The following is an 18784-nucleotide window of genomic DNA, read 5'->3' as shown; positions in this document are numbered from 1 at the left end:
GGTCAGGAGGCGTTCGCGAGCTGGTGCACGCGTTGTGCCGAGAGCCCGAGGACGGACGCCATCTCGGCGTAGGTGTAGCCCTCGGCCCGCATCCGGGTCACCACGTTCCGCGCCAGCCGGGCCGCTTCAGCTCCGTCTTGCCGGGCCTGCTCAGCGAGCGCGCGGGACGTTTCCCAGTCTGCGCGGGCGTCGTCGGGAAGGACGAACTCGACGTCGATCGCGACGTCGTCCTCCGGGACGTCCAGCGTCAGGGCGACGCACTCCCGCGCCATCCACTCGACGTCGGCGACGCGGCGGGCCTGCGTGACCGCGCCGGCCGCAGGGATCTCGATCGCCCACCAGCGGCCCTCTCGGTACGCGGTCGCTCGGTACGTCGTCGTCATCGTTCCTCCGTTCATCGCCAGCTGTCCGGTGCGTCCGGGAAGATCCTGAGCACCTGCCGCACCACGCCGGGGCTCAGCTCGCGGTGCTTCGGCACGATGAGGCGCCCACCCTCGGGTCCGCGCCACACCTCGTGGCTCCCGTGGGTCCGGTCCAACCACCATCCCCGATGCCGCAGGAACGTCGTGACCACCCGGTGCTGCACAGCTCGCACCACGATATCAAGCCCTTCTAGTCAGGTCCATCAAGGGCCAGTAGAAAACCTGACCTCCTTCCGAGTCTGACGAGCGACCGTGCGCGAACGGCGCAGGCCTCCCTGATCTGTGCAGGAAGACGATCGCCCGAGCAGGTGTGGAGGAACGGTCAGGCGGGACGGACCTCGCCGGAGCGCCCGAGCAGCTGCGCGTGGAACGTCGTCTGCGTCAGTGCACTCGCGAGCAGGAACCCGGTCATCGACTCGATCCCGCCACTGAACGGCACGCGTGCGGCGACCTCGAACAGCGTGGGCCGGTCGAGCAGGTCGAGCGCCTCGGCGACGTGCCGCGACCGCTCCTCGCGGTGTCGGGCCAGCGTCTGCGCGCGGGCGACGACGTCGGCGAACCGGTACTCGTGGCCCGGGCAGACCTCGAGTCCGGCGTGCACGTCGAGTCGGCCGAGCGACGCCAGGTAGTCGCCGAGCGGGTTCGTGGCGGTCCGACCGCCGAGGCCGATCCCGGAGTTGATCCGCGGCAGCACGTGGTCGCCGGTGAACAGCAGCCCGTCCGCCTGGTCCACGAAGCACACGTGCCCGGCGGTGTGCCCGGGCGTCCAGAGGGTCCGGATGGTGCGCCCCGGGATCGGCAGCACCTCGCCGTCGGCGAGCAGCAGGTCGGCGTACGGCGCCTCGCTCCGCCCGAGTCCGATCCGTCGCCCGCTCCCCCAGGCCGCGACGACCCCATCGTGCAGGTGCTGCGGCAGGCCCCAGGTGGCGATGTCGGCGTCGTTCTGCGCCGCGTCGGTACGCTCACGCTCCAGCGCGTCGACCTCGAGCCCGTGCATCGCGACCCGCGCACCGGTCGCTCGGCGGATCGCGGCGGCGGCACCGAGGTGGTCGGCGTGCAGGTGCGTCACGGCGACGAGGGACACGTCGTCGAGCGACCGGCCGATCGCCGACAGTGCGGCGCGGACCTCGTCGAGCCCGCCGTCGGCCGACCACCCGGGATCGATCAGCGCGAGCGATCCGTCCGACCCCTCGACGACGTAGACCAGGGTCGCGTCGGGCACCCCGAACCGGAACGGCACCGCGAAGGTCCAGATGCCCGGCCGGACCTGTTCGACGGGCGGCAGGACGCCGTCGCGGAGCGCGGCGGCCTGCACGGGGCTGATCGGTTCCGGAGTCGGCGCTGCCGACGGGGGCACGGTCGTCACCCGCACCACAGTACTGACGCGAGCCGACCTGCCCCGGGTGATCCGGGCCTCCCGGCCGCACTCGGTGAGCAGAAGACGTCGGGTCGTCGCGCCGGACCCGACCATTCCTGCTCACGAAGCGCGCAGCGCCGCCCGCCGCAGCCCGAGTAGACACGACGCATGGAGATCGCACCGATGCTGGCCAAGGCCGTCGCCGACGTCCCGGAACCCGACAGCGTGACCGGCGGCCTGCGGTACGAACCGAAGTGGGACGGCTTCCGCGGCATCGTGACGATCGACGGCGACGACGTCGAGATCGGCAGCCGCGGGGCGAAGCCGCTCACGCGCTACTTCCCCGAACTCGTCGAGGCCTTCCGCGCGCAGTTCGGCGGCCGCGACCACCCGGTGGTGTTCGACGGCGAGGTGATCCTGCGCTCGGGCGAGCCCGGAGCCGAGCGCCTCGACTGGGAGGCACTGTCGCAGCGCATCCACCCGGCGGCCTCGCGGATCGCGAAGCTCAGCGCCGAGACGCCCGCGCAGTTCGTCGCGTTCGACCTGCTCGCAGCGGACGGCGACGAGCTGGTCGACCTGCCGTTCGACGAGCGACGTGACCGTCTGGAACAGCTCGCGAGCGGCATGTCCGACCCGCTGTTCGTCACGCGCACCACGCTCGACGTCGACCAGGCCCGCGAGTGGCTCACCACCTTCGAGGGTGCCGGACTCGACGGTGTGGTCGCCAAGCGCCGCGCCAAGCCGTACGAGCCGGGCAAGCGGACGATGCTCAAGATCAAGCACCACCGGACGGCCGACGTCGTCGCGATCGGGTACCGCGTCCACAAGAGCGGCTCGGGCGTCGGGTCGCTGCTCGTCGGCCTGTACGGCGACGACGGTGAGCTCCGCCAGGTCGGCGGCGTCTCCGCCTTCTCCGACAAGCGCCGGCTCGCGCTGGTCGACGAGCTCGAGCCCGTCGTGCTCCGCGATGCGGACGGGAGGCCCGTCACCGGTGACGGGGAACGGTCGCGGTTCTCGTCGGGTCGCGACACGTCGTTCGTCCGGCTGGCGCCGGAGGTCGTGCTCGAGGTCCGCTACGACCAGATGGAGGGCGACCGGTTCCGGCACACCGTGCAGTTCGAACGGTGGCGTCCGGACCGCGACGCGGAGTCGTGCGGGTTCGACCAGCTCGAGGTGCCGTCGGCGTACGACCTGCGGGATGTCCTGTCCTGACACGTGGTTGTCCGTTTTTCGTCGTCTTGCCGGTGATCGCAGGAAAGTAGTTAGCCGAACTAGCGAAACGCTGCCACGATGGAGACCAGCAGCACGAGGCACCCATCCCGGGAGCCCCAGGACCGAAAGCGGATCGACATGAGCACCAGCACGCTTGTCCGCCACTCGCAGCGGAACCCCTTCACCGAGGTACGCGAGGCACGCCGCCAGCGCACCCTGCAGCTCAGTGCGGTCATCAGCGCCATCGCCGGCGTGACCGCCACCGCGCTCGCACTCGTCACGATCGGCCTGGGCTCGTGATCGTCGACGGCATCAGCGACGCGCACCGCGGCACCTGGTCGCGCCTGACCCGCCTGCACACCGCGAGCGTCGGACTGCCGATGCAGACGTCGCGCGTCGACGACCCCGACCGCTCGACGGACACGCTGCCCGCCGTCTGACGGTCCGCGCTGGTCCGGGTCAGGACTTCTTCGCTCGGGACGGTTGCACGCGCGGTGGCTCGCCCGGCATCTTCGGGAAGTCCGGCGGGAACGGCAGTTCACCCTCGCCGTTCTCCAGGTCGCGCTCCCACCACGCCAGCAGCGGCGCGATGCTCGCCGGCTCGTCGTGCATCGCCTGCCACGGGTCGCCGATCGTCGCCAGGCGCTCGGGGACGGTCCGGATCGTGAAGGTCGTCGGGTCCGCCGTCGGCAGCTCGTCCCACGTGATCGGCGTCGACACCGAGGCGTGCGCCAGTGCCCGCGGGCTGTAGGCGCCGGCCATCGTGCGGTCGCGGTTCGCCTGGTTGAAGTCGACGAAGACCCGCTGCCCTCGCTCCTCCTTCCACCACGCCGTCGTGACCCGGTCGGGCATCCGCCGTTCGAGTTCTCGGGCGGCGGCGATCACGGCGTGCCGGACGTCGAGGAACTCGTGCTCGGGGGCGATCGGGGCGAACACGTGCAGACCGCGGTTGCCGCTCGTCTTGATCCACGCCGTCAGACCCGCTTCGTCCAGGACCTTCCGGAGTTCCTGCGCCACGGGCACCGTGTCCGAGAAGTCCGTGCCGGGCTGCGGGTCGAGGTCGATGCGGAGCTGGTCCGGGTGGTCGCTGTCCTCGGCGCGCGATGCCCACGGGTGGAAGACGACGGTGTTCATCTGCGCCGCCCACACCGCGACGGCCGGCTCGTCGACCACGAGCTGCGGGTGCTTCCGGCCGCTCGGGTACGTCACCGTGACCGACCGCACGTAGTCCGGCGCACCCTTCGGCGGGTTCTTCGAGAAGAACTGCTCGCCGTCGACGCCGCCGGGGAACCGCTGCAGCGAGATCGGTCGGTCGCCGTTCGCGCGGACGAAGGCGTCGCCCACCGTCACCAGGTACTCGGCGAGGTCGGCCTTGGTGATCCCGGCGTCCGGCCAGAGCACCCGGGACGGGCTGCTGATCCGGACCTCGCGGTCCCCGTCCGGACCGGGCACCCGCACCGTCGTCGCTTCGCTCGCCATGCAGCGGAAGGTACTCGGTGCACGATGGACGGGTGAGCGCGTACCTCGGAGTGGACCTGGCGTGGGGACTCGGCACCGCGAGCCGCGCGCCCAACGAGACCGGACTGATCGCGATGGAGGCCGACGGCACGATCACCGACGCCGGATGGGCCCGCGGGGTCGACGACGTCACCGAATGGATCGCGGAACACCTCGGGCCGCGATCGCTCATCGCCGTCGACGCCTCGCTCGTCGTGACGAACCCGACCGGCATCCGCGAATCCGAACGGCAGGTCGGGCAGCGCTACGGCCGGTGGAAGGTCGCGGCGAACCCGACGAACCAGGCCTCCGCGGCGAGCGCCGGCTCCCGCTTGCTCGACCGGCTCGCCGCACTGGGCGTCGAGTACGTGTCCGACACGGCGTCGATGCACGCCAGGACGGGCCCGGCGGTGTTCGAGTGCTACCCGTACACGACCCTGGTGGGCGTCGAGGAGCTCGGGTACGACGTCGAGCGGCCCCGGTACAAGCGCTTGGACCTCAGGGTGCCGGCAGCCGAGGCCCGGGCACGCCGCGCCGAGGCCTTCGACGAGCTCGTCCGGCGCCTGCGCGAGACCCCGCTCAACCCGCCGTTGCAGCTCGACTCGCATCCGCTGACTGCGGGGCTCGCCGACCCGTCGGGGCTGCACGGTCCGACGCACAAGCACCGCGAGGACCTGCTCGACGGTGCCCTGTGTGCCTGGACGGCGGCGTTCTGGGAGCGTCACGGTGACCAGCGCGTGCAGATCCTGGGTGGCGATGTGGGCCTCCCGTCCGACCCGGTGGACGAGGCGGGCCGCCAGCCGGTCGTGGTGGCGCCCGCGCGCCCGTCGCAGCGGGGCACGCGCGGCTAGGGTTGACCGGTGAGCACGACGAGCGAACCCCTGCACATCGGGCTGGTGTCGCTGCACACCTCCCCGGAGACGAACCCGGCTCGGGCGAGGTCGGCGGCATGAACGTCGTCGTCCGGCACCAGGCCGAGGCGCTGGCCGATCGTGGCCACCACGTCGACATCATCACGCGGCGTTCGGCGCCGACGCAGCCGGACTCGGTCTCGCTCGTGCCGGGTGTGTGCCTGCGGTTCCTGTCGGCGGGTCCGGCGGAGCCGGTGCCGAAGGGTGAGCACGACGCGTTCATCGAGCCGTTCCGCCACGAGCTCGAGCAGCTCGGGCCGTTCGACGTCCTGCACTCGCACCACTGGTTCTCCGGTGCCGCCGCGCTGCCGGTGGCCCGTGAGCGTGGCATCCCGCACGTGCAGTCGTTCCACTCGATCGCCGCCGACCCCGAGACGCCGTTGTCCGAGGGTGAGCGACCCGAGTCCGCCGGTCGCATCACGGGCGAGCAGCAGCTGGCGCGTGAGTCGGATGCGGTCGTCGTGGTGTCCGAGGCCGAGGCGTCGACGGTCCGGACGCGGCTCGGCGGTGCCGACGCGCGCATCTGGATCGTGCCGCCCGGGGTCGACGGGTCGGTCTTCCGTCCAGCAGCCGCCGGTGCGCGCCGGGCCGCCACGCCCTACGTCGTCGCGGCGGCCCGCGTGCAGCCGTTGAAGGGGCTCGACCTGGCCATCGAGGCGATCGCGGGCATCAGCCAGGAGGCCCGTCCCACCTTGGTCATCGCCGGGGACGCTTCGAGCGAGGCTGGTGACTACGTGGACGAGCTGCGTCGGCTCGCCGCCGCGCGGGGCATCGCCGACCGCGTCACCTTCATCGGGCCGCAGTCGCGTGCCGACCTGGCGTTCCTGTTCCGTGGCGCGGCAGCCGTGCTGGTGCCGTCGCACTCCGAGACGTACGGCCTCGTGGCGCTGGAGGGCTCGGCGTCCGGGGTGCCGGTCGTGGCCGCGGCTGCCGGGGGGCTGCGTGAGGCCGTGGTCGACGGTGAGACGGGTGTCGTGCTGGAGTCCCGTGAGCCGTCGGTGTGGGCTGCCGAGATCGAGCGGATCCTGACGGACTCCGGGTACGCGGCCGCGCTGTCCTCGGCCGGGCGGGAGCACGCGGAGCGTCTGAGCTGGGAACGATCGGCTTCGGGGCTCGAGGACGTGTACCGCCGGGTGCTCGGCCGCGGGTCGCGGGTCGGATCGTGAGATGACGGCGTTCGACGCGTTCTGGGCAGCGCTCGACGCCGTGCCCGTGGAGGCGGACGCCGAGGCACTGTACGACCTCGGTTCGGCCGAAGGGCGGCTGCGGCGATCGAACCTGCAGCGGTACCTGGAGGAGTTGGGGCCGGCGGCGGACACCCTGCTCGTGGCCGAGGCACCCGGGTGGCGCGGCATGACGAACACCGGCATCCCGTTCACGAGCATGCGCGAGCTCGGGACGGACCGCTTCGGCGACGACTACCTGGTGCCGCCGGAGCCGACCGCCCCGTGGGAGGCCTCGTCGCGCGTGGTGCAGGCGGCGCTGTCCGACTGGGCCGGGCCGCTCCCCGTGGCGTGGGCGATCTTCCCGCACCACCCGTTCGTCGCGCCGGACCGGTTGACGAACCGCACACCCCGTCCGGCCGAGGTGCGGTCGGGAGCACCCGTGGCCCTCGCACTGCTCGATGCCCTCGGTGGCGTCGACCGGGTCCGGGTGGTCGCGGTGGGGCGGAAGGCCCAGGGTGCGCTCGCGTTGGCCGGCATCGAGGCGATCGCCGTCCGGCACCCTGCGCAGGGTGGCGCGAAGCAGTTCACCGAGCAGCTGCGAGCGTTGGACCGCTCGCTGTAGTTCCCTGCGCCCGTCCCTCCGTCAGGCTGAGCGGACCTCGACGCCCTTCGCGGCCAGGGCCTCGGCGACGTGGGCGGGCAGCGGCGCTGCCGCGTACACGGTACGGAGCGCCGGCAGGTCGAGGACGTCGTCCCAGTTCTGCGGGTCGAAGCGGTCGTCGGAGCCCTCCCACCCGGGGTGCACGTCCTGGAGCACCTCGAGCTCGGTGTCGACGGTGAGCTCCGTGACGAGCGACAGGTGCGACGGCAGGAGTTCCAGGTCGTCGTAGTACTCACGGGCCCGGTCGTCCTGGCCGTCGACGTCGAGGTCCTCGTCCGTCTCGTCGGCGGCCTCCGGGTCGTAGGGGTCGAGCACGTCGAGGTCGTAGCAGAGGACGTCGAGCACCAGCAGCTTCGCGTTGAAGTCGGCGAACTCGACGGGCTCTTCGGTGGTGTTCGACTCGTGGTCCATGGCCCGGAGAGTATCCGTCGCCGAGCGGCCGTGTTGCGATCGCGAGAAACCTTCCTGTGGGACTAGACAGCAAGGCGTCTCGCGCGCAAGGGTGACGCATGGCCACCACCAAGACGGACCGACCACAGCAGGAGCAGCCCGAGCTCCGCAGGGTCATCGGTCCCAAGCTCCTGCTGCTGTTCATCGTCGGCGACATCCTGGGAACGGGTGTCTACGCGCTCACCGGTCAGGTCGCGGCAGAGGTCGGAGGAGCAGCGTGGCTCCCCTTCCTCATCGCCTTCGCGGTCGCCCTGCTGACGGCGTTCTCGTACCTCGAACTCGTGACGAAGTACCCGCAGACCGCGGGCGCTGCGCTCTACGTGCACAAGGCGTTCGGCGTCCACTTCATCACCTTCATCGTGACCTTCATCGTGATGTGTTCCGGCATCACCTCGGCGTCGACGGCGTCGCGGGCGTTCGCCGCCAACCTCGGCGTCGGGTTCGGCCTCGAGTTGCCGAACGCCGTCGTGATGCTCATCGCCATGGGCTTCATGCTCGCGGTGATGGCGATCAACTTCCGCGGTGTCAGTGAGAGCGTGAAGACGAACGTCGTCCTCACCCTGGTCGAGCTGTCCGGTCTCGTCATGGTGATCCTGATCGGCTTCTGGGCGATCGCGGGCGGCAACGCGGACTTCTCGCGGGTCGTGATGTTCGAGACCCCGGAGGACAAGACCCTGCTCATGTCGATCTCCACGGCGACGTCGCTGGCGTTCTTCGCGATGGTCGGCTTCGAGGACTCGGTGAACATGGCCGAGGAGACCAAGGACCCCTCGCGCATCTTCCCGAAGGTGATGCTCACCGGCCTCGGCATCACGGCCGTGATCTACACGCTCGTGTCGATCTGCGCCGTGGCCGTTGTGCCGATCGGTGAACTCGCCGGCAACGAGACCCCGCTCGTGACCGTCGTGCAGACCGCCGCACCGGACTTCCCGATCGCCGACCTGCTGCCGTTCATCTCGATGTTCGCCGTGGCCAACACCGCCCTGATCAACATGATGATGGCGTCGCGACTGCTGTACGGCATGAGCAAGCAGGGCGTGCTGCCGGGCTTCCTGGCCCGCATCTCCCCGCCCGTCGCACCCCGTCGAACGCGATCGTCTTCACCACCGCGATCTCCCTGCTGCTCATCGGTTGGGTCTCGCTCGACCCGGACTCCCTGATCGTGGTGGTCCTCGGTGGCACGACCTCGCTCCTGCTGCTCACGGTGTTCGCCGTCGTGAACCTGACGGTGCTCGTGCTCCGCCGAGACAAGGTCGACCACAAGCACTTCCGAGCCGGCGTGATCATCCCCGTCATCGGCATCATCACCTGCCTGTGGCTCGTGCTGCCGTTCTCGTCCGGCCGTGACCCGCAGCAGTACCAGATCGCCGGTGCACTGCTGGCCCTGGGTGTGCTGCTGTGGATCCTGACCTGGTTCACGCACGGTCGCAAGCAGCCCGACAAGGCCCTGACCGGCCTGGTCACCGAACCGACGAAGGTGCAGCACCCGCCGCACGACCACCGCGACGTCTGATGGACGCGACCGCCGTCATCTGGACGATCGTCATCGCCGCCATCGCGCTCGCCTCCCTGTCCGCCGGCGGATGGGGTCGGAGCAGGTCGCGCCGCCGCCGACGCTGACACCGACGCCGCTGACGCCGCTGACGCCGGGATGCCCCTGACGTCGCCGTTGACGGTCCTGGTGCCCGAACCCCGTGTTCGGAGCACCAGGACCGTCAGTTCGTCACGGCGGCCCCCGATCGGGCGGGTGCGGTTCCCAGGCGGCGCCCGTACGCTCGTCGTGCTCCGCCTGCCCCGCCCCGTCCGTCGAGAGGTCCCGTCATGCGCCGTGTCGGCATCACGCTCGCGTCGGTGTTCGGCGCCGGCATCGTGGTCGTCGGGATCGGGGTGGTGGTGCTCGTCGTGATCGCGGTCAACTCGATCGCCGGCATCGCGAAGTCCAGCGCCGCCGACGCCACCCCCACGTGCCCGAAGGTCGCTTCGAAGACCGTCGGCGGCATGGTCGTCCCCGCCGGCCCCATCGCGGGCTTCTGCCAGGACCGCCTGGTCAACGCCGCGTCCGTGATCCAGGCCGCGAAGGCAGTCGGCATCGGACCGCACACCCAGGCCGTCGGGGTCATGACGGCGATCGGCGAGTCGAGCCTGGTGAACCTGGACCACGGCGACGCCGCGGGACCGGACAGCCGCGGCCTGTTCCAGCAGCGCGACAACGGCGCCTGGGGCACGTACGAGCAGCGGATGGACCCGTACACGGCGGCGTCGATGTTCTACGCGAAGCTCGTCAAGGTCCCCGGCTGGAAGACGATGACGCCGACGCAGATGGCGCACGCGGTGCAGATCAACTCGGACCCCGAGCACTACGCGAAGTCCTGGCCAGCGGCGAAGGCCGTCGTCGAGGGGCTGACGGGCGAGACCGTGCCGGACACCGCCCCGCAGGGCTGATCGGGCACGAGACCGCCGGGCCCGACGCTCACGCGACGTCCTGGTCCTGGTCGTGCTCGTCGAGTTCGACCATCGCGGCACCGCCGTCGTGGACGATGACCTGCGCGCGCAGCCGGATCGCGTGCTCGTCGAGGGCGCAGGCGCACGCGTCGACCCACTCCCAGTCGACCGGGTGCACCCGGTCGACACCGGGCCGCTCCCACGCGAGGACGACGTCGACCGCGCCGAGCTGCCCGACGATCTCGGAGATCAACGACGCGAAGTCGCTGACGTGCTCGTCCGGCTGGTAGGGCAGGTCCGCGATGGGCAACAGGAACGGGATCGACATCCCGAGCTCGTCGAGGAACACCACCCAGCACTGCCGGCGCACCGGGCGGTCGACCAGGGCGGCGACGAGTTGGACGACGTCGTCGTCGGTACGGACAGGGGTTCGGATCAGGCGGTCGAGGGTGTCGGTGTCAGGCATGACTCCAGCGTCGCGAACCCGGCCCGCACACTGACGGCCACCGTGCGCATCTGTGGACAACCTCGCCGCCGCAGCCACCTGTGGAGGACAGCTTGAGGCCGCGAGCCGTCCGACTGCGGCGATCCCGACGCTCCCGCGGTCGCTGGACGGGCCTCCAGTCCGAACCCGACCGGCTCGGCGAGGTTCCACGACATGCCGCACGCTGTTCGCCGAGGTTCCAGACCTCGACGAACAGGGCGCCGACATGCCGAGATTTCGGAACCTCGGGACGGCGGCGCCCCTCAGATGCCGTGCGTCACCGAGCTCTCGATGAGGAGCAGCGCCGCGAAGAACACCGCGACGACGGCGGCCATCCCGACGAGCACGACCGGCCACGCCAGCCGACGCCGAACCAGCCGCAGGATGCACACCACGATCGAGGCGACGAGTACCAGTGCGATCAGGATCGGCCCGACCGTCACGACCGAGTCACCGAGCCCCGCGTTGCAGGTGTTCCCCGGGGCAGCGCACGACACGAACGCCAACGACATGAGCTTGATGCCCCACCCCGCTGCCAACGCTTCGAGCGTCAGCACGACGAGCAGGGCGATGGAGGCGACCACGTCCGCGACGCGGCGGCGGCCTGCCAGGGGGTGACGGGCCTCCCGTCCGAACCGTGCCGGAGCCGACCCGAGCGGATCGAGACGCACCCCCGGCACCGACTCGGACCCGAGCCGGGCACCGACTCCGGACCCGACCGAGGCGCCGAACCGGCGTCAGCCGGACCGGACGACCGGGCGGGCGCGTCCATCAGGACCGCCGGCCGCGCGTGGACCAGAGGGCCGCGGCGATGAGCAGCGGCTGCCCGAACAGGCGCGCGACGCGCTTCTCGTCGGTGTCCAGGCCGAACGCGTCGCGGCGGTTGACCCACTGCGACAGGTTGCCCGGGAAGATCACCGTGAAGAACAGTGCAGCGACCGAGCCGACGAAGCGTCGGGCCGGCTTCGGTGCGAGCACGAGCGCCGAGCCGAGGGTGATCTCGGCGACGCCCGATGCCAGCACGGTCGTGTCCTCGGACAGCGGCACGAACTCCGGGACCTGGGCCGTGAACTCCTTGCGCGCGAAAGTGAGGTGACTCGTGCCGGCGAACACGAGCGCCAGGCCGAGCAGGACGCGGAGGAAGGAACGCATGCCCCCATCGTGCCTGCTCCCGGGCAACGGTGCTCGCACGTGTACGGAACCCGACCGGCTCGGTACATTCAGACGTATGGGAGCACCCTCTCGGGACCACGAACCGCCAGCAGCCCCAGCGACGTTCGCCGTGCTGCTCGGCCCGGTCGCGTTCTACCTCGGCATCATCGTGCCGGCACAGGGCACGGTCCGGCACGTCCTGCTCGGTGCTGCGTTCGGCGTCGTCTGCGTGCTGAGCGGCTGGCGCGCGATCGTCATCGCCGGTCGCCGTCGCCGGGCGGTGCAGGTCTGGGCGTGGATCGGCATCGTCATCGGCGCGGCCGGGCTGGTCATGATCCTCTGGCAGCTGCTCGTCATCGCGACCGCCGGGGCGTTCCCACCGCCGTTCTGGTCGCCCTACGCGAACCGCTGACGCGGGTCACCAGCCGAGCGACGGCTCACCAGCCGAGCGTGCCCGGCGCGCCCTTGAACGGTCCGACGACGTCCGACGTGATCCAGCCGCCGTAGAAGTCACCGTCCTGCGACTGCACGACCTCGCCGCCGACCTCGCACGAGTCCATCGCCGACGGGTAGATCGCGACGCGGTCCCGGAGCGACTCGTACCCCGGCTCGGGGGTCGGGTAGTTCCACGCGGCGCGGCTCGCGACGGTGCCGTCCCCGCCGACCACGTCGAAGTACCGCGCCCGGCCCTTGAACTCGCACATGCTCGACCCCTGGGCGGGGCGGAGGTCGAGGTCGGCCATCGGCAGGTAGTACACCGGCGGGTGCGACGTCTCGAGGACCCGCACGGCATCGGTCGTGTCGGCCACGACGGTGCCGCCGAACCGGACGACGACGCGGGCGGTGACGGGCTCGACGGCGGGCGGGCGGGGGTAGTCCCAGACCGATTCCTGTCCGGGACCGGGTTCGATCCGTGTGGGATGGCGCATGGGTCGTGTCTACGCCGCACGGCTGCGGTCGGGCTGGCGGGCGGGCGGGCGGGCGGGCCCGAGTCTCGGCCGGGCGGGCCCGAGTCTCGGGGTGAGCGACACTTCACGTGCCCGGCGGCGCGAGAACTGTCGCTCAGCCCGAGTCTCGGCCCGCCGGCCGCCCGCCCGCCCGCGCGCGGAGCCGCCGCAAGGTGCACCATGGGCGGGTGACGACGACGACACGCACGCTCTTCCGACGGAAGCCCATCGAGACGATCGATGACGACACCGGAGCCGAGGGTGGCCTGAAACGGCACCTCGGCCTCTGGCAGCTCACCGCGATCGGCATCGGCGGCATCATCGGCGCGGGGATCTTCACCCTCGCCGGCACCGTGGCGAACGGCGTCGCCGGTCCCGCGGTCCTCATCAGCTTCCTGGTCGCCGGCGTCGCGAGTGCCGCCGCAGCGCTGTCGTACGCCGAGTTCGCCGGCCTCATCCCGAAGGCCGGCAGCGCGTACACGTACGGCTACGCGGTCCTCGGCGAGATCGTCGGGTGGTTCATCGGGTGGGACCTGCTGCTCGAGTACACCGCGATCGTGGCGGTGGTCGCGATCGGCATCTCCGGCTACGTCGGGTTCCTGGTCGGCCAGTTCGGCATCGACCTGCCCGCGTGGATGCTCGGCGCGCCCGGCACCGGCGACGGCCACGTGATCGACGTCTTCGCCATCATCCTGTGCCTGGTCACCGCGTTCGTGCTCACCCGCGGCATCCGCAGCGCCGCCCGGTTCGAGTTCGTCGCCGTCGGCATCAAGGTCGCGCTCGTCGTGCTCATCGTCGTGCTCGGCGTGTTCCACATCAACAGCGCGAACTACTCCCCGTACTTCCCGTTCGGCTTCGGCGGTGTGATGACCGGTGCCGCGACGGTGTTCTTCGCGGTGTTCGGCTACGACGCCATGTCCACCGCGGCCGAGGAGTCCGTCGACGCCCGCAAGCACATGCCGAAGGCGATCCTGCTGTCCCTCGGCATCTCGATGGTCCTGTACGTGCTGGCGACGCTGGTGCTGACCGGGATGCAGAAGTACACCGACATCGACCCGGCCTCGGGCTTCTCGTCGGCGTTCGCATCGGTCGGCCTCGGTGGTGTCGCGAACGTCATCGCGATCGGCGCCATCGTCGGCATCGTCACGGTGCTCGTCACGTTCATGCTCGGCGCCAGCCGCGTCTGGTTCTCGATGAGCCGCGACGGCCTGATGCCGAAGTGGTTCTCGAAGACCGACCCGAAGCGCCACGTCCCGACCCGCGTCACGTGGATCCTCGGCATCGCGTCGGCGATCCTGGCGGGCGTCCTGCCCATCGGCGTCGTCGCCGAGCTCACGAACATCGGGATCCTGCTCGCGTTCGTGGTGGTCTGCTCCGCGGTGATCGTGCTCCGCTACCGCCAGCCCGACCTCGACCGTCAGTTCCGGTTGCCGTTCATGCCCGTCATCCCGATCATCGGCGTCATCGCGTCGCTGTGGCTCGTGACGTTCCTGCAGTGGGAGACGTGGGTGCGGTTCGCGGTGTGGTTCGCGATCGGACTGGGCGTGTACTTCGGCTACTCGCGGAAGCACAGCAAGCTGGCGGCAACCGAGGCGCCTCAGACCCCGTAGACCGCAGATCGTCCGCAGAATCGGCGGTCGAGCTCAGCAGGCGGACGCGGCAGGGCGGTGGAACTCCTTGACGTCCTTCGCCTCGAGCGGGGTGACGATGTGGGTTACCGACGACTCAGCCGCGTCGAGTATTGCGCGCAAGCCTGACAGGAATGCACCTCGGCGCCACCCCCTGAACGCGGGGTAGTGCAGTCGTTCTGCCCTCTGAGAGGGTTCATGCAGCTGATCAATGCCGACAGCTCGTGATCAAATGACTAGGGGAATGATGACGGAAAGAAATGGGGCGTTGACGCAGCCAAGTCGGCGCCAGATGCTGGGTTTCGCGGGAGCTGCGGTTGCTTCCGCCGCTCTCGGTTCGGACCTGCTGCGTGGGACAGCCGCCTCGGCGTCGTCCTCCACGGCGGCGTATCCCGAGGCATCAGCGTCCGGGCAGATGTCCGTTCTGGCGACCGGCTGGGGCGGCTACTCCAACGGTCAGATCCCGCTCGATGCGCTGACCATCGTCGACTACCCGGGGGTGGTGGCGAACAGCTTCCCGGGCTCGCTGGCGAAGGTCTACATGAGGCCCGATGCGGCCCGAGACCTGCTGTCGTGGCTCAAGGCGTTCCGGTCGCACTTCGGTGCCTACCTCCGCGTCAACGAGGGGTACCGCAGCCTCGCGGGCCAGCAGTACTGGTGGGACTACTGGGGTCACAACCCCGATCTCGGTGCCGAGCCGGGCACCTCGAACCATGGTTGGGGAGCCGCGGTCGACTTCCTGCAGGCCGACATGACCTCCGCAAACCTCGCGTGGCTGCGGTCGACCTGCGCGACCTACGGTTTCGCGGTCTACGGGAACGAGAACTGGCACTTCAACTACACAAGGGCTTACTCCGCGGTCGAACCGACCAGTCCAGAGGTCGAAGCCGACGACGACGGAATGGTCGTGATCGCCGCGCCGGACCGCACCACCGCGGTGATCGGTCCCGGTTACTACCGGACGCTGGCGACCGACGAGTTCGTCTCCGCCGCAACGGTGCTGCTCGGCCCCGCGCACAAGGGTACGACCAGGCAGTACGACGTGTGGAAAGCCGTCGCCCTGCAGGGGCAAAGCGTTCGCTTCTAACAGCTCAACTCTGACGAAAGGCACATCATGAAGATCATCCAGGGTGAAACGCGTGGCAGCGCAATCATCGGTCCGGGCTACTTCCGCTCGCTGAACAGCGAGCAGTTCCAGGCTGCACTCGCGCTCTACGGGTCGGTCACGAAGGGCAACGACCGCACGTTCGACTTGTGGAAGGCGATTGCTCTCCAGGGGCAGGTCACACCCTCCTCCTGAGGCACGCTCCGAACCGGAAGCACGAACGCCCCCACCCTCGCAGGGTGGGGGCGTTTCCGTCGTGGCGCTCCTGCCCGTCGGGAATGAAGGAACTCGGCCAGATCGTCCGGAGGTCAACGGAGTTCGTCACGGAGCTGGCCGCGGCCGACCCCACGAACACGACGAAGCCGTAGCGAACAGACGCCCTAGCGTCCGCTCCAGCGCACCCAGCCCTGCACCTGCGCCGCAGCGCTTCTCGAGCGACGAGTGCGCCCCGTTGATCGAGTGGTCCGGCGAGTCCACCGTGAACTGGTCCGTCCGGGTGACGTCGCAGACGACCTCGGAGCCGAGCCACACGTTCCAGTGGTCTGCAGAATCGTGCACCCACCGCAAGCGGTCCGGCATGAGCGTGTCCAATCGAGTGGAGAGCGGCGAGCAGTCGTCGCCCGTCCACCCAGACGGTAGCCCTGCTCGATGTGTGCCGTTCGGGTCGGCGGCTCCGCGCGTCGGTGGCAGCTGGCACGATTGACCCGTGCCAGCAGCCCCGATGATCGACGCCGTCGATGTCATCCGTTTCGTCGGGCCGCAGACCTTCGGTCGCGCACGCGACGTCGTGCGCGCCGGTCTGGTCGACGATGCCGTCTGGAACGCCGACGACGGCACCGTCACGGCGACCGTCTCGGGCACCGCCGACGACCCCTACGAGTGCCGCATCGACATGACCGTGGCCCGCGGCGACTTCATCCGCCCGGTCCGCAGCTCGTGCAGCTGTCCCTCGGCGGCGACTGCAAACACGTCGCCGCTGCACTGCTCACCATCAACGCGCGCGCCCTGGCCGCCAACGCCGGCCCGCGTCCGGAAGCGCCGGCTCCGCCGCCCTCGGACTGGAGGCACGACCTCGCCCGCCTCGCCGGTGACGACGAGCAGGCGGTCGCCCCGCAGGGCACCCGGATGGGTCTCCAGTTCGAGTTGCGTGACGCGGTCCCCGCCGCCCTCGCGGCCCGAGCCCGGGCCGCCGGCCGCGCCCTGCCGGCGCCGTCCCGTACGGTCCGGCTCGGGGTCCGACCGGTGACCCGCAGCGACGCCGGCAACTGGGTGCGCGGGCAGCTCACCTGGGGCACGCTCCCCTACTCGCAGAACCGCCTGGGCCTCGGCGCCGAGCAGCACGGGTGGTTCATGCAGCTCGCGGCCCTGCACCGTGCCGGCCAGCTGGCGGGGTTGCCCGGCGAGAGCGACTGGCTGCACCTCGACGACTTCCGCAGCCCGCTGCTCTGGCCGTTGCTCCGGCAGGCGTCGGGGCTCGACATCGCCTTCGTGACCGGCAAGCGCGAGGGCGGGGTGGTCCTCGGCGAGCGGGCCCAGGTGCTGCTCGATGTCTCTCGGCCCGGTGTCGCCCGGCACGACGACGCCGTGGTGATCGGCGCGAGCGCGGTGCTCGACGGCCGCCCGGTGGTCCCCGGTGCCGCGCGGATGGTCGGCGACCACGGCGTGTACGTGTTCCGCGAGAGCCCGGAGTTCACGGTCGGGCTCGCACCGACCCCGGCCCCGGTGCCCGACGACCAACGGCGCATGCTCCTCGAGGGCACCCGCATCACGGTGCCGACGGCCGAGGTCGACGAGTTCCTGGCCGACTGGTCGCCCCGGCTGCGCGGTGCCCTCGGGCTCGTCAGCTCCGACGGGTCGGTGGAGCTACCGGAGCGCACCCCGCCCGAACTCGTGCTGACGGCGACGTTCGAGCCGGCCCGGGCGCCCCGCACCGACGACCGGGTGCACCTGCACTGGCGCTGGCACGTCGACGGGCGCAAGGACCCGGTGTCTCTGCACGGCCCGCTCCCCGACCTGACGGGACTCCGCGCCGCGGACGATCCGGCCAGCACCGACGTTCCAGCCAGCACCGACGTTCCAGCCAGCACCGACGTGCCCGCGGCCCTGGAACCGGCCACGTCGACGGCGCGAGCCGACGACGCGACGTCTGGCGAGCCTCCCGTCCGCCCTGCCGGACCCGGTGGCGGACTGGACTGGTTCCAGGACGGCACCATCGACGGGGCCGACGTCGCGGTGTTCGCAAACGAGTTCCTGCCCGAGTTGCCGGCGCTCGGCGTCCGAACCGTCGTGCAGGGCGAGCGCCTCGACTACGAACGGTTGAGCGGGCGGCCGCACATCCGCGTCACGACGATGCCGTCGGACAAGCACGACTGGTTCGACCTCGGCATCATCGTGAGCGTGAACGGCAAGCAGATCCCGTTCACCCCGCTGCTCACGGCGCTGGCCGGTCGGCAGCGGCGGCTCAAGCTCGTCGACAACTCGTACCTGTCGCTCGCCGACCCCGCGTTCGACCGGCTCAAGGAACTCATCGACGAGGCCCGCGACCTCGACGAGTGGGAGCCCGACCAGCCGATCCAGGTGACGCCGCTGCAGGCCGGGTTGTGGACCGAGTTCGACCTGCTCGCCGACGAGACCTCGCACGACGAGCGCTGGCAGGCGATCACCGCGGGACTGATGGGGGCGACTCCCCCGGGTGACGTCCCGGTGCCGGACACCGTGCACGCCGAACTGCGGCCGTACCAGCACGCCGGGTACGCGTGGCTGTCGTTCCTGGCGGCGCACGGCATCGGCGGGGTGCTCGCCGACGACATGGGCCTCGGCAAGACCCTGCAGGTGCTCGCGATGGTCGCCGCGCGCCGTGCCGCCGAACCCGACGGGCCACCGTTCCTGGTCGTCGCGCCGACCTCGGTCGTCGGCAACTGGGTGGCCGAGGCAGCGAAGTTCACGCCGTCGCTGCGGGTGGCGGCCGTCACCTCGACGTCTCTGAAGGACCCCGGTCTCGTCGCCCGCGCGGCCTCGCAGGCCGACGTCGTCGTCACCTCGTACGCGCTGCTCCGGCTCGACTCGCAGGCGTGGACCGACCTGCCGTGGTCGGCACTCGTGCTCGACGAGGCGCAGTTCGTGAAGAACCCGCAGTCGCAGACCCACCGAGTGGCGTCCGAGCTGCAGGCACCCGTGAAGTTCGCGATCACCGGCACCCCGCTCGAGAACGGGCTGACCGACCTGTGGGCGCTGTTCCACATCGTCGCGCCCGGGCTGCTGTCCACCTGGACCCGGTTCGGCGACGACTACGTGAAGCCGCTCGCCTCCCCGAACTCCGGGGCGAAGCGCGCCAGCAGCTCACCGCGAAG

20 protein-coding genes and 2 pseudogenes are annotated in these 18784 nt (G+C 70.7%); 13 read left to right on the top strand and 9 right to left on the bottom strand.

Features of this window, described 5'->3' with window-relative positions; all coding sequences use genetic code 11:
• Positions 1 to 2 precede the first annotated feature (2 nt).
• The 3 genes from ACZZ0J_RS00460 to ACZZ0J_RS00450 all read right to left on the bottom strand — a co-directional run bounded on the left by ACZZ0J_RS00460 (position 3) and on the right by ACZZ0J_RS00450 (position 1788).
• Entirely contained in the window at positions 3 to 383 is a 381-nt protein-coding gene (locus ACZZ0J_RS00460) for a hypothetical protein (RefSeq protein WP_463434070.1), read from the bottom strand.
• A gap of 11 nt (positions 384 to 394) precedes the next feature.
• The gene (locus tag ACZZ0J_RS00455; protein WP_463438111.1) at positions 395 to 574 is read right to left on the bottom strand and encodes a type II toxin-antitoxin system HicA family toxin; all 180 of its coding nucleotides are present in this window, start codon (positions 572 to 574) and stop codon (positions 395 to 397) included.
• Positions 575 to 744: 170 nt separating this feature from the next.
• Complete coding sequence (locus tag ACZZ0J_RS00450) at positions 745 to 1788, bottom strand: MBL fold metallo-hydrolase (RefSeq protein ID WP_463434067.1); 1044 nt, start codon at positions 1786 to 1788, stop codon at positions 745 to 747.
• 159 nt (positions 1789 to 1947) lie between these two features.
• Between ACZZ0J_RS00450 and ACZZ0J_RS00445 the strand changes: the two genes are divergently transcribed.
• From ACZZ0J_RS00445 to ACZZ0J_RS00435, 3 genes are all read left to right on the top strand, one after another.
• Positions 1948 to 2991, top strand: a complete 1044-nt coding sequence (locus ACZZ0J_RS00445) for an ATP-dependent DNA ligase (protein WP_463434065.1) — start codon at positions 1948 to 1950, stop codon at positions 2989 to 2991.
• Positions 2992 to 3129: 138 nt separating this feature from the next.
• A complete protein-coding gene (locus ACZZ0J_RS00440) occupies positions 3130 to 3291 on the top strand; it encodes a hypothetical protein (protein ID WP_159573681.1) in 162 nt (53 codons plus the stop codon).
• On the top strand, positions 3288 to 3431 hold the full coding sequence (locus ACZZ0J_RS00435; RefSeq protein ID WP_159573682.1) for a hypothetical protein: 144 nt from the start codon (positions 3288 to 3290) through the stop codon (positions 3429 to 3431). Before ACZZ0J_RS00440 ends, ACZZ0J_RS00435 begins: the two co-directional genes overlap by 4 nt.
• A 19-nt stretch (positions 3432 to 3450) precedes the next feature.
• Here the strand turns inward: ACZZ0J_RS00435 and ligD are convergent, their stop codons facing one another.
• Entirely contained in the window at positions 3451 to 4470 is a 1020-nt protein-coding gene (gene ligD / locus ACZZ0J_RS00430) for a non-homologous end-joining DNA ligase (RefSeq protein ID WP_214547695.1), read from the bottom strand.
• Between the two features lie 32 nt (positions 4471 to 4502).
• On the opposite strand from ligD, the gene ACZZ0J_RS00425 reads away from it, so the two are divergent.
• The 3 genes from ACZZ0J_RS00425 to ACZZ0J_RS00415 all read left to right on the top strand — a co-directional run bounded on the left by ACZZ0J_RS00425 (position 4503) and on the right by ACZZ0J_RS00415 (position 7187).
• Positions 4503 to 5339, top strand: coding sequence for a DUF429 domain-containing protein (locus ACZZ0J_RS00425; protein WP_463434060.1), 837 nt, complete (start codon positions 4503 to 4505; stop codon positions 5337 to 5339).
• Positions 5340 to 5437: 98 nt separating this feature from the next.
• Positions 5438 to 6565 (top strand): glycosyltransferase, encoded by a 1128-nt coding sequence (locus tag ACZZ0J_RS00420; protein WP_463434058.1) that lies wholly within the window; start codon positions 5438 to 5440, stop codon positions 6563 to 6565.
• A 1-nt stretch (position 6566) separates the two neighbouring features.
• Positions 6567 to 7187 carry a uracil-DNA glycosylase gene (locus ACZZ0J_RS00415; protein ID WP_194648656.1) on the top strand — a complete coding sequence of 207 codons (621 nt, stop codon included), beginning with the start codon at positions 6567 to 6569 and terminating at the stop codon, positions 7185 to 7187.
• Between the two features lie 21 nt (positions 7188 to 7208).
• Here ACZZ0J_RS00415 and ACZZ0J_RS00410 read toward each other — a convergent pair whose 3' ends face one another.
• Positions 7209 to 7637 carry a DUF6892 domain-containing protein gene (locus tag ACZZ0J_RS00410; RefSeq protein ID WP_134193434.1) on the bottom strand — a complete coding sequence of 143 codons (429 nt, stop codon included), beginning with the start codon at positions 7635 to 7637 and terminating at the stop codon, positions 7209 to 7211.
• Between the two features lie 98 nt (positions 7638 to 7735).
• Between ACZZ0J_RS00410 and ACZZ0J_RS00405 the strand changes: the two are divergent.
• Both ACZZ0J_RS00405 and ACZZ0J_RS00400 read left to right on the top strand, forming a co-directional pair.
• Positions 7736 to 9189: pseudogene (locus ACZZ0J_RS00405) on the top strand (APC family permease).
• A 308-nt stretch (positions 9190 to 9497) separates the two neighbouring features.
• Complete coding sequence (locus tag ACZZ0J_RS00400) at positions 9498 to 10118, top strand: hypothetical protein (RefSeq protein WP_123340324.1); 621 nt, start codon at positions 9498 to 9500, stop codon at positions 10116 to 10118.
• A gap of 28 nt (positions 10119 to 10146) precedes the next feature.
• Here ACZZ0J_RS00400 and ACZZ0J_RS00395 read toward each other — a convergent pair whose 3' ends face one another.
• From ACZZ0J_RS00395 to ACZZ0J_RS00385, 3 genes are all read right to left on the bottom strand, one after another.
• Positions 10147 to 10584 (bottom strand): hypothetical protein, encoded by a 438-nt coding sequence (locus ACZZ0J_RS00395; RefSeq protein WP_123292410.1) that lies wholly within the window; start codon positions 10582 to 10584, stop codon positions 10147 to 10149.
• A gap of 281 nt (positions 10585 to 10865) precedes the next feature.
• Positions 10866 to 11273 carry a DUF6264 family protein gene (locus ACZZ0J_RS00390; protein WP_463434051.1) on the bottom strand — a complete coding sequence of 136 codons (408 nt, stop codon included), beginning with the start codon at positions 11271 to 11273 and terminating at the stop codon, positions 10866 to 10868.
• A gap of 100 nt (positions 11274 to 11373) precedes the next feature.
• A complete protein-coding gene (locus tag ACZZ0J_RS00385) occupies positions 11374 to 11754 on the bottom strand; it encodes a DoxX family protein (protein ID WP_111086844.1) in 381 nt (126 codons plus the stop codon).
• A gap of 76 nt (positions 11755 to 11830) precedes the next feature.
• On the opposite strand from ACZZ0J_RS00385, the gene ACZZ0J_RS00380 reads away from it, so the two are divergent.
• Positions 11831 to 12166, top strand: coding sequence for a hypothetical protein (locus tag ACZZ0J_RS00380; RefSeq protein WP_131846302.1), 336 nt, complete (start codon positions 11831 to 11833; stop codon positions 12164 to 12166).
• A gap of 25 nt (positions 12167 to 12191) precedes the next feature.
• Here ACZZ0J_RS00380 and ACZZ0J_RS00375 read toward each other — a convergent pair whose 3' ends face one another.
• Positions 12192 to 12683: a DUF427 domain-containing protein gene (locus ACZZ0J_RS00375; RefSeq protein WP_123292406.1), complete on the bottom strand. Its 492-nt coding sequence runs from the start codon at positions 12681 to 12683 to the stop codon at positions 12192 to 12194.
• Positions 12684 to 12889: 206 nt separating this feature from the next.
• Here ACZZ0J_RS00375 and ACZZ0J_RS00370 point away from each other — a divergent pair, with 206 nt between their 5' ends.
• The 4 genes and pseudogenes from ACZZ0J_RS00370 to ACZZ0J_RS00355 form a co-directional block, all read left to right on the top strand.
• Entirely contained in the window at positions 12890 to 14311 is a 1422-nt protein-coding gene (locus tag ACZZ0J_RS00370; protein WP_159573690.1) for an amino acid permease, read from the top strand.
• 433 nt (positions 14312 to 14744) lie between these two features.
• Positions 14745 to 15416 (top strand): D-alanyl-D-alanine carboxypeptidase family protein, encoded by a 672-nt coding sequence (locus ACZZ0J_RS00365; protein WP_463434043.1) that lies wholly within the window; start codon positions 14745 to 14747, stop codon positions 15414 to 15416.
• A 27-nt stretch (positions 15417 to 15443) separates the two neighbouring features.
• Entirely contained in the window at positions 15444 to 15629 is a 186-nt protein-coding gene (locus ACZZ0J_RS00360; protein ID WP_159573692.1) for a hypothetical protein, read from the top strand.
• Between the two features lie 453 nt (positions 15630 to 16082).
• Positions 16083 to 18731 (top strand): annotated as a pseudogene (locus ACZZ0J_RS00355) (DEAD/DEAH box helicase); the annotation flags it as partial.
• Between the last annotated feature and the right edge of the window lie 53 nt (positions 18732 to 18784).

The sequence above is a fragment of the Curtobacterium sp. AC272 genome, assembly GCF_979258155.1.
This window is presented reverse-complemented; position numbering and strand designations above follow the sequence as displayed.

Bases quoted from the DNA above. Each gene is read 5' to 3' on its own strand.
- ACZZ0J_RS00460 (WP_463434070.1), bottom strand. From the start codon at position 383: ATGACGACGACGTACCGAGCGACCGCGTACCGAGAGGGCCGCTGGTGG.
- ACZZ0J_RS00445 (WP_463434065.1), top strand. From the start codon at position 1,948: ATGGAGATCGCACCGATGCTGGCCAAGGCCGTCGCCGACGTCCCGGAA.
- ACZZ0J_RS00440 (WP_159573681.1), top strand. From the start codon at position 3,130: ATGAGCACCAGCACGCTTGTCCGCCACTCGCAGCGGAACCCCTTCACC.
- ligD (WP_214547695.1), bottom strand. From the start codon at position 4,470: ATGGCGAGCGAAGCGACGACGGTGCGGGTGCCCGGTCCGGACGGGGAC.
- ACZZ0J_RS00420 (WP_463434058.1), top strand. From the start codon at position 5,438: ATGAACGTCGTCGTCCGGCACCAGGCCGAGGCGCTGGCCGATCGTGGC.
- ACZZ0J_RS00415 (WP_194648656.1), top strand. From the start codon at position 6,567: ATGACGGCGTTCGACGCGTTCTGGGCAGCGCTCGACGCCGTGCCCGTG.
- ACZZ0J_RS00410 (WP_134193434.1), bottom strand. From the start codon at position 7,637: ATGGACCACGAGTCGAACACCACCGAAGAGCCCGTCGAGTTCGCCGAC.
- ACZZ0J_RS00400 (WP_123340324.1), top strand. From the start codon at position 9,498: ATGCGCCGTGTCGGCATCACGCTCGCGTCGGTGTTCGGCGCCGGCATC.
- ACZZ0J_RS00395 (WP_123292410.1), bottom strand. From the start codon at position 10,584: ATGCCTGACACCGACACCCTCGACCGCCTGATCCGAACCCCTGTCCGT.
- ACZZ0J_RS00385 (WP_111086844.1), bottom strand. From the start codon at position 11,754: ATGCGTTCCTTCCTCCGCGTCCTGCTCGGCCTGGCGCTCGTGTTCGCC.
- ACZZ0J_RS00380 (WP_131846302.1), top strand. From the start codon at position 11,831: ATGGGAGCACCCTCTCGGGACCACGAACCGCCAGCAGCCCCAGCGACG.
- ACZZ0J_RS00375 (WP_123292406.1), bottom strand. From the start codon at position 12,683: ATGCGCCATCCCACACGGATCGAACCCGGTCCCGGACAGGAATCGGTC.
- ACZZ0J_RS00365 (WP_463434043.1), top strand. From the start codon at position 14,745: ATGTCCGTTCTGGCGACCGGCTGGGGCGGCTACTCCAACGGTCAGATC.
- ACZZ0J_RS00360 (WP_159573692.1), top strand. From the start codon at position 15,444: ATGAAGATCATCCAGGGTGAAACGCGTGGCAGCGCAATCATCGGTCCG.